Consider the following 12,551-nt stretch of genomic DNA (forward strand, 5'->3'; position numbering starts at 1 on the left):
CACAAGGTTTACGATATCCAAGGGCTAGCAGCAGTAATACGCACACGTGCAAGATTATTGGGTATATAATGATAGGGAATAATTTCTTCATATACAATGCGAATTGAACTAGGATTCACTTTATATAGCAGTGATATTTCACCCTTAGCTTCGTTTCTTATATTTTTCAACACATTTTCTCTATCAGTTAAAGAAACTACAGTATCCTTTGTTACCGAAACCTCTGCAAAAGCAGCTCCATAAGCATTTGCAACTTCAGCATATTCAGGAATGAACGCATATTTTGGTAAAAACGGTGATGCAAGCAACATAGCGCCACCACCTACAATGATAAAAGGAAGGTCAGCATGCGGTCCAGAAATTTTCTGATAAAGTTTTTCAAGCTTCAATACTATTTCGCTCATAATACGCTTTGCACACATAGCTTCCTGTTTAGTAAACTTAACAGAAGAAAAATTAACATGCCCTAAAGCTTGTGCCATATCAGTGAGAGTTATCTTGCTGCCTCCCCATAGTTTTGCATGTTGCTTTATTAGATATCCTGCACTTTCAGGTCCTATATTAACTTTATCATCTTTTGCTTCTATATAACTGCCACCTCCTAATGCAATAGACAAAATATCAGGCATAGCACAATTGAGTGTAATACCACCAATAGAAGAATTATAAAGCGAACGCCGCGGAAAATTGTTTAGCACTATACCTACGTCTGTTGATGTTCCTCCAATATCTGCAACTACACATTCATTTTTACAAGCAAGACGTGCTGCCCCCACAAAAGAATTAGTAGGGCCTGATGAAATAGTCAATATAGGGTACTGCAGTGCTTCTTCTAAAGTAATAATAGTACCGTTATTCTGAGTAATAAACAAAGGACATGTTAACCCGAAAATGCTTAATATATTTTGCAAATCTTTAAACCCTGCATTCATCGCTTTTATAAGAGCAGTATTAAGTATAGCTGAATTCTCTCTTTCGATATAACCAACTCCACCAATCTTATGTGATAACGTAAATGGAAAAGCTTTCCCTAAAATTTCTTTGATCTCATTTCCTACTATGTTCTCTTGTTCACAATATAGAGGAGAAAACACTCCCACTACTGCAAATCCTTCTGCTCCTTTATTGTGCAACTCGTATATGGCAGAGCGTACTTCAGAAATAGAAAGCTTAGTTATACAACTACCATCACAATCATACCCTCCATTAATAACTTTTTCTCCAATATACAATGTACTACGTGTCTGTGCGTTCCACGAGTATGCAGGTGGAAGTGAAGGTTTATGACCTGCAATGCGAATCACACCTACCTTGTATAGTTCAGATCCTTGCAAAACCGCATTAGTTGCGTGCGTGGTTCCTATAGATACAGCTAAAATTCTCTGTTTATCAAAAGGATGAAGCTCATACAATGTGGATAATACACGTAAAACCCCTTCAGAAATATTTTTCGTAGCAATCACTTTACAAGAAGTAACTATTGTACCATTATCCTTTACAAGTACAGCGTCAATATTTGTGCCACCAACGTCGATTCCTATTCTATAATCCATATCACCTCCTTTTTTCAGAAAGACCAAACACTTCAGGACCTACTATTGCCAGTCCTTCTGGTGTTGTCCATAACGTGGGAGAAGGAAATTTTAGCACTGATACACGTATTCCATATGTTAAAGCTTCAGAAGCTATTGGATATCCAGTATCTTTATCAAGAACAGCAATGATATCTGGTGTTGCAGCAACACAATCGGAACCATCATACACTGCAAGATATTCATTTTGATAAATGATGGTCAACATATTATTACAACCTTCTATAGATACATTTCCTGAAAGAAACCCTCCCTTAATTGACTGATCTATATCTCTTATAATTCCCTCTCCCAACAGCAATGCATGCTTATCGCATAACGCTTTTATAGGACATATTTTTCGTTCTCGTGCTTCCAGTATAATATTACCTAGAAAACATGCATAGGAGATACTGTTTCTACAAATAACTTGCTTTGCTTGTTGACCTGTTATAGGGTAACAGCTAACACCTATGCTTGAACCACATGCCACTGTCACCGCGCGCGCAACCCTTTCGAGGTGGTCACTGCTTTCAATATGCATAATTATAGTGTTACCTAAGCTATCTGCAAAAAATGCAGGACAACAAGAAATGCCATATAAATTAGGTGATACCATATTCAATGATGGAAATGCTCTGCCCATTAAGTCTCCGTCTATAACAGGAATCCCGACTTTACCTGCTGCAAGGAATGGTGTAAAAGCGTTACTTCCTCCTATTTCCGCTGGTATAAGTGCCGTAGGTTCTTTCTTATAATATAACGTAAATACATCGATTAATGAGTGACACTCTTTACTGGGTAATTTTTCTGCAGCTACAAGAGGTGCACCCATAAAACCAATGGGCATAATTAGAGCATCATCTTCCAACTCATCTATATCTGTAATAGCTACCTCGCCATGGAGTTCGATTTTATATTGTGTACTAAGCTTATTATAATAGGTATTACCTCCACCTCCTGAGCCTAATAATCCAGCCCCTAAAGAAAGAGCTTCTATATTATTGAGAGTTAGTTGGTTTATTTTTTTCACAATAGTTCTTATAAATAAACAGAAAAGTGCGTGTGCATAGAACAGCAAAAGATGATACAATTGCTGCATCGGTGTAAATAAAACCAGTTGTTATATCATGCACCTTAAGTAACGAAAGCAAACCATATATAATACCAAATATTGCACAAATGAGATTGGTTTTTTGTGCTGAAGACGTATATTGTATAGGTTGTAATTTATCCAGCACAAAACAGGTTACAATAACAGATCCTTGGCTTCCTATGACAATGGTAATTACATTAAGTAACTCCTCAAATTTTAGTATTATATTAGTACATGAAAGTACTGTACCAACAATCCCTATAATTGTTATGCAGAACGGTAATGAAACTTTGGGTAACAAAAAATTAACGTTTACACCAGCAGAATACAAGTTTAAGTTATTAGTAGTCCAGCATAAAAGAATTATAGACGGAATACACAATAACTTCCACAAATCATTTCCGCTGCTCAATAATACCTCTATAAAACTTGAATCTGGCACACAAAGAGCAAAATAGACTCCTGTGCCTATAACGAAAAAATAACATATGAAAAAGGTAAGTATAACGCTTACATATGCATCGAGATTTGTTCGTGCAAAACGATAGTATGTTGGGATATCGAAAATAGCACCTAAAGATGCTGCAATTATAAGCGGTACGCCTTTTAATGTCATATTAGATGTAAGTATAATATCAGGTAAGGTGTGCTTGTAAAAAAGTTGCAATATTGCGATTATCGTAACTATGATAAGAAAAGGCGTTGCAATATTTGCAAAGCTCTTTAATGCAGTGATACCTCTGCTTACAAGAAGTGTAATAGCGAAACCAATGATACAATTAGTAGCAACGAATACATATGGTAAGTCTTTCATTTTTAATAGAGGAAATTCTATAATAGTGTTCACCATAATGTTTTGTTGAATAGAAAACCAGAACACTAAACACATTATAATACCTAATCCATATAGCCATGTACCGTGAACACCAAAATAGTGTAATACTTGTTCTATGGTATTGCATGGTCTTCTTACTGACAATACAGCAAAACACAACCCCAACATTGTCAGTATAAGATTTGCTATAATTATAGAAATTAAGCTAGAAGTAACACCATATTTGGTAGTAAGCATATACCCCAACATGAAAGCAGGTACACAAAAGACTGCACCTGCTTGAATCGCGGTAAGATCTATGTATGTTTGACTAGTATACTTCAACTTATCACCTACAAAACAATCAAAGGAGATTCATTCTTAAGTTAGTTAGTCCTCTTTGAGCTTTTGAAGTCTCAGTTTCGTCAACTTTAGTACTAGGACCTGCTCCAGTATCAGCATGCAACTGGCGAAGGACTTCCTTGGCTTTTTCAGTGGCCTTATCAACCTTTATATCCTCCTCCATGTTAACTTTGGCATCAGGAGCTAAGCTCTTTTGATACTCACGTTCCCTTGAATAGTTTGATAAACATATATGATGTATAGCAAAAAGAGCATTTTCACTTCTCCGCGTTACTTTGGCTAAATTTCCAACCTTAACATGATGTGAATAGCGTGTATCTTTTATACCAAATCTCCTCGCAAAATTAACATGCATATTATTATAACCAAGGAAATCTTTATCTATTGAATGAAAGTCATCTACTAATGGATCTTGTAATTCTACTGAGCCATCTGGGCACTTCTCATATAAGCTTTCTACGTACTTTCTAAGTTTTTCCTCATCTTTAGATGGTTTATCTTCTTCAGGAAGTTTAGTGCATAGTGGTAATTGAATATGACCTGCAGGATGGAGCATAAGAATATTTCTGATATCACAATCTTCTGTTAGAAATTTCTTTGACGGTACTTGTGTACCATCGGCATACTCCTTATATTCTTTAGAACATTCTCCATTAATCAAGCTAAAACAAAAAAAAGCAAGAGTTGGTTGTACTTTTTCATTTTCATCAACATCTTCCTCCTTTTTATAATAAAACGTTTTTTTATTTTCTGCTTGGAACTTGTAAAAAAGCACATCTTTACTATCTATACTAAGCTGATCATTTACTCTATTAATTCTCACTAACGAAATAATGATTGGCAGCCCTTTTTGTTCCATACAGCTGATTACTGCATAGACACTAATGTAACAAGGTAATACCTTGAGGGTAATATTATGTTTTGAATACAGTAGAACACCTTTACATGTGCCCAATATTTTCTGAACTCTTTCATTTGCAATATTTTTTATATATTCTATAGAATGTAAGTTAATTTCGCTTTTCATTTTGGCAATGAGTTCTTCCTCCTTATCTTTACCAAGAGAAACACCACCAAAATTATCTATCGATTCTTCCAAAACTGCAATACCAAGTTTATCTTTTTTTCTATATTTTAACAAACTGAGCAGAATTACAGGTAAAAATAGATCTTTTTCTTTCTTTGTTAAGTTTTTGACTTCATCACGAGAAAGCTTACCTTCTTTGCAGAACTTAGGCAACATAGAAAGAATAAATAAGGGACGAATTTGACATAGGCTATCTGATACAAGAGGATCTAGTAACTCAAAGATATCTTCACCTTTGTCACATTTGTCACATATGAGTTCTTCGCAACGAGCCAAGATTTCATTAAGATCTTTTTTTTCTGCTTTGGGTTTCTCTGATGTATTGGATGAAACGCCGTAAATTTTTTCTCTAGAAACTGGCATATCATCCTCTATGTCCTTTTCGATGTTACTAAGAAGTGGTACAAAATGGTTGCTGTAATTCACTATATAAACAACATTATCACCTGTGCCTACTTCATCTGTAGTAATATGTAATCCATCTACCGATTTCTCATGCAATTCTATAACTTTAATTTTCACATTATATTTCTCACATATTATTTTTCCTTCAATTTCGTTTCTTCCACATACAGCATCTTCTAACTCTAGTTTTCTCATTAATGAATTAAGGCTTAAATCTTTAACATCTTTTACAGTAAATTCAATACGTGAAACATATCTTATAATGTTATTATCTTCTTTTTTTAAAGCTTTATTCAACCATGAACTGCTCTTTGATTGTTTTGCATATTGTTTACAACTTTTCCGTAAAGACTTTACGTTAAACTCTTCACTACTTGTAATCAGACCATTACTTTTTAGTTCATTCAATCCTTGAGCAACAGAATCAAAAAAGCAATCTCCTGCACCTACAGCAGCCCCTATTTTATAGTTCCCAGGAAACTCCTTTTTTAGCTTACTTAAAAGTTCCTCGAGTTCTTTTCGCTTCTCACCTTTTGCCTTTTTTATCTGACAAAAAACGGAAATAGGCTCTCTACTAACACCTAACCCTTTACCCACTGCTAACATATTAACTCACTAAACCAAGCTACCTGCTTGATAGCAGAAAAAATAAGCAAAGTAAATTATTTTTTTATGATAAATAACAATATTTTTCAATAGATATATATTTCCATATTTTTTATTATTAAATTAATAATATGGTTCTACTTTTTGCCTAATTAACAAACAAGCGTGAGAAGAGTTTTTCTTGGAATCCGTTGGTCTACCAAGTGTACCGTATAAACTTTTTAATACAGTGATTCTACTATACGCTAAAACCATCCATATTAGCCAATTTTTACTACATTTACATACGAACTGTTTTGCCTAACTTTGTTGCAACAATTTTTCGTTTTTATTTTTACAACCCCGTTTTTGCGCAACTTATTCTCACAAATATACGATGTTTTTTATGTTTTTGGACAAGTAAATAATTAAATTGTTGTTGCTACTAGTTATTGCAATATTTTACCTAAAAAATGCTCATTCAAAAAATATTGCTTGTATCGTGGAAGGCGGAGAGATGGATGATAATGATAGCCTATTTGTCAAGGAATTAATGATTTGCTTGGCAAGATTATTGTTTGGTGCTATACTTAATTGGTTATTAGTAGGAGATAAGATATGGTTAATCAAACTGACTCTCTAGATTCAAGTTGGGTTAATTTGGGCACAGAAGAGAATCAAGAAATAACCAAAGATCGTCGCTATTCTGGAGATTCAGGCATTGAAGAAAAGGAAGAGCTTGAAGTTTTAGATGGCAAAAATCAAGAGATACAAGCTAATCTATGTGATACACCCCCTGAAGATCTGAGTCTAGAGAATGCAATACTTACAAACTTTCCTGATAGTTGTGATAGATCATTTACCGTAGAGTCGGAAGATGAAGATTCATATGACATTATTCCTAAAAATTTAACTTTAACTGAAATAATAAATATCTTAAATCAAGCTATACGGGAAGATGATTGTGAAGAACTAGGCAGGGTTATACAAAATATTGAAAATTATGAAGGCAGATATATTACGCTGGACAATGTAAATTTAAAGAGTTTTTGTGAACAACAACTTAATTTAGATTTACGAGATAGAAGGGATCACCAGCATATATACTCAAATATACTATCACGGTATAATTTTGATCAGGAGAATTTCAAGTGTGATTATTTAGTAAAAGAATTGGTATTAATGGCAATTGCAGCTAATGATAAGCTGATAGAACAATATCAGGGCATACTTTTTGCTGAAGGAAATTTGAGTCTTTTATCTTTACTTGTCGGTGGTCAAAAATATATTGAAGCTTTTATAGAAAAATTCCATGGTACCGATTGGATTTATAGAGCATTAAAAGATCAGGCCATACAATTTATTGAACCTAATAAGATTAGCTTCTTCTCAGCTATAGCATTAAGAAAAGAACGAAATTTATTAGACACAGTTTTTGTTGAATTCATCTTAAAAGATCTTGCACAAGCATTAAAAACAAGTAAACCTGATCCTTTGTATGGTGTGCTTGAAACAGCATCTCTGATCGAAAATGAAGAATTTATCATGATAGTGCTAGGTGCATTTGAAGGATATATTAATGATACGGATAAAAAAGATCTGTTAAGAAAAAGTTTTGTTACTTTGTTAGAAACTGCAATAAGCCAAGAACACATATCTGTCGTTGAATACTTGTGCAAACGATATACTAATAGTGCAGATTGTGCCATTTACGATGTATATAAACAAGCATTTACAGATGATAAAGTTATTACAATACTAAGGCAACAGATCCTGAAAAACACAGGAGCTCGTCGCAGAAAAGAAATTTATGATTTAATTCTGAAAACCGCATTGGATGCTGGCAATGTTACATTTATTGAGTACATATGCAAAGAATGTGCTGAAAGCGTCAATGATGTTATTCATTATCTTGATCATAAACTTAAAAATAACGAATTTGATGAAGCATATGAATCGGTTCTAGTTGCATTGTCTAATATTGAAAACACAAACGTTATAGTCAATGTACCTTTTTACACTAAAAAAATCTATCAAAACGTATCACATAAGCAAGTAGTCAGGCAAGCCATACGGAATACACTGAGAAATGCAACACACTACTCAGCAGGCCAAGAAGATTACTCCTTAATCAAGAAAGCATGTTACCTATACACAGAAGAGGGTGCAATTAACGTAATTTTTCAAGAGGAGTGTGGGGTTTTTAAATCTAGCATAGAAAAGCGCATAGAAGAGCTGGAAAAGGAAAATAAATTATTACAATCTGAAGCTTTACGTGAATATAATTACAGCTATTTGCCAGGTATTGTAAATGGATTAGCTCAGACTGCTTACATAGCATATGATGAATACACTAAAGATCCAAAAGACAATAAACGTCAAAAGAATATTGATCTAATATTCAGTTTAATGCAAATTAGAAATATTCTACAATTTTCTATTGATGTGCAAGAATATTCCTGTCATGAACGTCAAGATTTGTGGGATGAAATGCACCAAACTCCTGGAACTTTTATAATACGAAAAAGAAGTAATAACGTTGCAGATGAATTAGAAATTCCAGTTATAACAAGTGACAATCTATCAGAAAATCCAGGACTTGAAAGTGCTGCCAGTAAGCAGGTAGAAAAAGATGTTCTTGCACAAAAGGGAGAAAGTGATATACTAGATGGCATTATGGTTTCAATAATGAATCGTATAAGTGATAATTTTGAGGAGGATAGAGTGCATAGTAGTGACCAAAATACAAGAAGCATAGAAGAAGAGTTGTCTGATGCTATCTTCGGTCTTGATTATAAAGCAGTAGAATGTTTAGTAGAACGGGTAAAACAAGAGGACAATAATGCAGAACGAATCATTAATCGGGCTTTGGAGAAAGCTCATGAGATAAAAGTTGAAGAGAAAGATCAAGAGTCCGAAAGTGAGGTTAAAAAAATTAGAGAATTTCTTGCAGTAGAAAGTAAAAGTATTGGTGCTGCTGCAGGTAGACAAGAAGTCCCTGTGGCAGAGCCTAAAGAAAGTGAATCAGATTCACCGAATTCTGAGGATGATGATTATTCTAAGCTTGAAAGTGATAAGTCTGCTGGGGATTCTTCAGGTTCTAGTATTAATTATCCATTTGAAGAAATTAATGAAGTAAGAATACCTGTAATTGAAACAATAGAATCTGTAGCTACTGCCATGGTGTCAGAAATGCCTGCAATGGCCACTGAAGAATCTAAATTCGAGCCTGATAACCTAAATGATGAGCAAGATGATCAGCAAAATTTAACAGTACCTACAGTATCAAGTTCTGTAAGTGAGGATGTTTCGACATCTAGAAGTAATGAAGAAGAGTCTGTAGTAATTACACAAGGCAGCCAAAATGATGGTGAACATGATAAAGTTATACCTGAAGAGCACCAAGATGATGATGCTATGCAAAACATGCAACCAAAAACTTTAGTTGTTGACAGCAATCCTAGCAATACAGGTGTTGAGGGTAATAAGAAAAAACAAGCTCTCGTTCAGCTTACTGAACCTGTATCAAAAAATGCTCAAGGTAACAGCAAACAACCTAGTTATCCAAACAAAAACAACCCTAATCCACAAGATGCAAAAAGTAAGTTGCCTGTGATAGCTGCTTCTATGTTAGCAATAACCGGAGTTGCTACAGGGATAGCTGTTGCAGTTTATTTAGAAATGTTAGCAGTGGGGATAGCAGTTGGAGTTTGTTGTTTAGTTGCCGCTGCAATTGTATATTGCTATAGCAGGCCTTCAAGTTCCCTTGAAAATAGCAATGTTCAAGAAAAAATAGCGAGAGATGTTACTTAAATATTCAGTGATTCTCCTCAATAGATTATCTTATTTCATTTTTTAAAATTTTTGGAGATTCAACAATTAGTTGTTCTATATCTTCAACTTTTTCGAGTTTGGCATTGGGCTTTAAAAGATTGTACAGCGCAAAACCTATACATGATAATCCAGCTATTCCCACAACTGCTACTACTACAGGCATTTTCATGATATACAATGCAACGCTGCTTACCAGTAACACTACACCAGCACTAACGGCCACGACTACCTTTCTTTGGTGCATTACTGATCTTGTATCTTTCTCTTTGCCTGCAGCATCAATATCACAACATAGTTTGGAAAATAGATTGTCAGAAGCGTTTAGCTTGTATCTTGTAAAAAGCATTTAATGTTTTAAGCTTAAGCATTAGATGGAGAAGGGAAAAACTCTGGCATTTGGCTTAGATATAAAATCTGTGCAAGAGATAAGAGTTCCCTTCTCAAAAGTATAGGCTGGACGGTATCGTAGAAAAACCTAAATGGTTCTAATTCTGTATTCACAAGGTAAGCCTTACTTTTCATTTTTAATGGTAACGTATGGGGTTATATATGATCAACAACTTTTTAGGAATAGACATATCAAAAAATCGCTTTGATGTTTTTCTTTCATTCATAAGCAAAAAAGGAAAACGTGAAACTAGGAAAAGGAATTTTAAAAACGAGGATTCTGGGTTTCAAGGTTTGCAGGACTTTCTACAAAAACATAATGTAGAAGAAGTAAAAGCCTGTATGGAAGCTACTGGTTGTTATGGTGAAGCTTTGGCTGAATTTCTTCACAATGCTGGATATTTTGTTAGTGTTGTAAATCCTTATTACATAAAATCTTATGCAAGGAGTAAGCTTGTACGACAAAAGAATGATCAGACCGATGCGGAAATTATTGCTGATTACTGCCAAAGACAGGAACCAACTCGTTGCTTCTCCTGAGTTAAAAAAATTAAAACATCTTTATCGTTGCTCGGCTGCGTTAAAAGATGAATTGACATTAGTAAATAACCACTTAGAAAAAAAAGAGAGACTGCCTAAAGAAGTTGCAAATGCTTGGGAAGACCTTGCAATGAACATAGAACAAAAAATAGAAACAATAAAAAACTCCATACGTGAATTATTAAAGCAACACAAAGAGTTGTTGGAAAATTTTCAACTTCTACTGACTATTTCAGGTATAGGAGAAGAATCAGCAATAGCTATTTTAGCTGAGGTTCCTGACATAAAAGCTTTTAGAGATGCCAGGCAATTAGCAGCATATGCAGGAGTTATACCGAGAAATATAACATCAGGTTCCTCTGTATATGCCAAACCCAGATTAAGTAAATCAGGTTCACGAACACTACGTAAGGCAATGTATTTTCCTGCTATAGTAGCTAAAAATCACAATCCTATTATTATGACTTTTTGCAAGAGATTAAAAGAAAAAGGCAAGCATAATATGGCCATTGTGGGAGCTGCGATGCGTAAGTTACTCCATATTGTTTTTGGTGTTCTAAGTTCAAAGAAGGCTTTTGATCCAGACCATATCAAAAACTATAGGGCTAAGAACCTGTCTTGAAAGGAACTAAGCAGCTAATTTAGCAAGCATAATAGTAATCATATTAAAGGAGATATTAGTTTTTGAAGTAAGAGGAGAATGCTCATAATCCTTGCTCATACGTCTAAAATTGGAAAGCCAAGCAAAAGTTCTTTCAACAATCCACCGTTTAGGAATAACTTGAAATCCTACAGCATCAGCTGCTTTTTTAGTAATCGTCAATAAACATCCTGTTTTCAATAAACAGTAATTTTGCAATTTACCAATATATCCCTGATCAGCGAGAAACCTTTGTAGCGTTGAAGCTTTTCGTTTAGCTTGAGTAAAAAGATTTAGAGCACCATCACGATCTTGAATGCCTGCACTATGAACATCAGCTGTAATAATTAGGCCTATTGTATCCACAATGATGTGACGTTTTCTACCCTTTATTTTCTTGCCAGCATCATATCCTCTGGATCCCCTTTTTGAGTGGTTTTCACTGATTGACTGTCAATTATTCCTACCGAAGGTATTTCATTTTTGCCAACCATTTTTCTTACCTTTTTTACTAACATATCGTGTATTTCTTCCAATTTGCCACTATTACGCCACCTGAGAAAATAATCATACACCGTTTTCCATGGCGGAAAATCTTTTGGCAGCATTCTCCACTGGCAACCACCTTTCATTATGTATCTTATTGCATTAATAATTGTTCTAATATTGTGCTTTCTTGGCCGTCCTACTGCACCTTGTGCAACACTTGGCTCCAAAATTTCCCATTCTTTGTCACTTATATCACTTGGATACATTTTTACCTACTATTTTTTACTTATCTCATCATATTCTCTTTCTCATTTCTTTTCAAGACAGGCTCTCAGCTCGGACAGATTTGGTTAATGCATAAATTGCTTTGTGTCCTCCTGTTTTTTCTATGAAATTATACATTTCCTGAACCTTAGCTTTGTCGAAACAACTACTTTCTTTTAGTACTTTTCGTCTTGGAAAGAGATTTCTAACAGGAATTGATAACGCCTCTGCTAGGATTTTTAACTTTTCAGTTGGAATGCCACATGTTCCTTGCTCGTATCTTAGCAGCGTGTGGTAGTTTATGATTGTTTTGTCTACTAAGTCTTTCAGAGTATATTTTCTCTTTAACCTCCAGCTCCTTACTTTTTGTGCTATTTGGTACCTTATGGAAACAGTAGTATACTTTGCCATACAGAAATAAATATTATACAGGTTAACATAAATCAAAATTGTTGAACATTTCTTCAAAATTGTGT

At 34.5% G+C, this 12,551-nt stretch carries 9 protein-coding genes and 1 pseudogene; 3 read left to right on the forward strand and 7 right to left on the reverse strand.

Annotated elements, in window-relative coordinates:
- Positions 1-8: 8 nt before the first annotated feature.
- The 4 genes from HUB92_RS01580 to HUB92_RS01595 are packed head-to-tail and all read right to left on the reverse strand — an operon-like array spanning position 9 to position 5,942.
- Complete coding sequence (locus tag HUB92_RS01580; RefSeq protein WP_209473057.1) at positions 9-1,553, reverse strand: hydantoinase/oxoprolinase N-terminal domain-containing protein; 1,545 nt, start codon at positions 1,551-1,553, stop codon at positions 9-11.
- A gap of 1 nt (position 1,554) precedes the next feature.
- Complete coding sequence (locus HUB92_RS01585) at positions 1,555-2,604, reverse strand: S-methyl thiohydantoin desulfurase family protein (RefSeq protein ID WP_209473059.1); 1,050 nt, start codon at positions 2,602-2,604, stop codon at positions 1,555-1,557.
- A complete protein-coding gene (locus HUB92_RS01590) occupies positions 2,573-3,826 on the reverse strand; it encodes a cytosine permease (protein ID WP_209473061.1) in 1,254 nt (417 codons plus the stop codon). The genes HUB92_RS01585 and HUB92_RS01590 overlap by 32 nt, the downstream gene beginning before the upstream one ends.
- A 19-nt stretch (positions 3,827-3,845) precedes the next feature.
- On the reverse strand, positions 3,846-5,942 hold the full coding sequence (locus HUB92_RS01595) for an OTU domain-containing protein (RefSeq protein ID WP_209473063.1): 2,097 nt from the start codon (positions 5,940-5,942) through the stop codon (positions 3,846-3,848).
- A 412-nt stretch (positions 5,943-6,354) separates the two neighbouring features.
- Here HUB92_RS01595 and HUB92_RS01600 point away from each other — a divergent pair, with 412 nt between their 5' ends.
- Complete coding sequence (locus HUB92_RS01600) at positions 6,355-6,564, forward strand: hypothetical protein (protein WP_209473065.1); 210 nt, start codon at positions 6,355-6,357, stop codon at positions 6,562-6,564.
- On the forward strand, positions 6,540-9,734 hold the full coding sequence (locus HUB92_RS01605) for a host RNA manipulator TomO (protein WP_209473067.1): 3,195 nt from the start codon (positions 6,540-6,542) through the stop codon (positions 9,732-9,734). The genes HUB92_RS01600 and HUB92_RS01605 overlap by 25 nt, the downstream gene beginning before the upstream one ends.
- 25 nt (positions 9,735-9,759) lie before the next feature.
- Here the strand turns inward: HUB92_RS01605 and HUB92_RS01610 are convergent, their stop codons facing one another.
- Positions 9,760-10,101 carry a hypothetical protein gene (locus HUB92_RS01610; RefSeq protein ID WP_209473070.1) on the reverse strand — a complete coding sequence of 114 codons (342 nt, stop codon included), beginning with the start codon at positions 10,099-10,101 and terminating at the stop codon, positions 9,760-9,762.
- 203 nt (positions 10,102-10,304) lie between these two features.
- Between HUB92_RS01610 and HUB92_RS01615 the strand changes: the two are divergent.
- Positions 10,305-11,304, forward strand: a pseudogene (locus tag HUB92_RS01615) (IS110 family RNA-guided transposase).
- Positions 11,305-11,310: 6 nt separating this feature from the next.
- Here the strand turns inward: HUB92_RS01615 and HUB92_RS01620 are convergent.
- Both HUB92_RS01620 and HUB92_RS01625 read right to left on the reverse strand, forming a co-directional pair.
- A protein-coding gene (locus HUB92_RS01620) for an IS5 family transposase (protein WP_410543339.1) occupies positions 11,311-12,077 on the reverse strand; the annotation gives its coding sequence in 2 pieces (ribosomal slippage) (positions 11,311-11,750 and positions 11,750-12,077; 768 coding nt in all).
- Between the two features lie 52 nt (positions 12,078-12,129).
- Entirely contained in the window at positions 12,130-12,486 is a 357-nt protein-coding gene (locus HUB92_RS01625; protein WP_244663095.1) for a helix-turn-helix domain-containing protein, read from the reverse strand.
- Positions 12,487-12,551 lie beyond the last annotated feature (65 nt).

This window comes from Wolbachia endosymbiont of Wiebesia pumilae (genome assembly GCF_017869285.1).
GTDB classification, from domain to species: Bacteria; Pseudomonadota; Alphaproteobacteria; order Rickettsiales; family Anaplasmataceae; genus Wolbachia; species Wolbachia pipientis.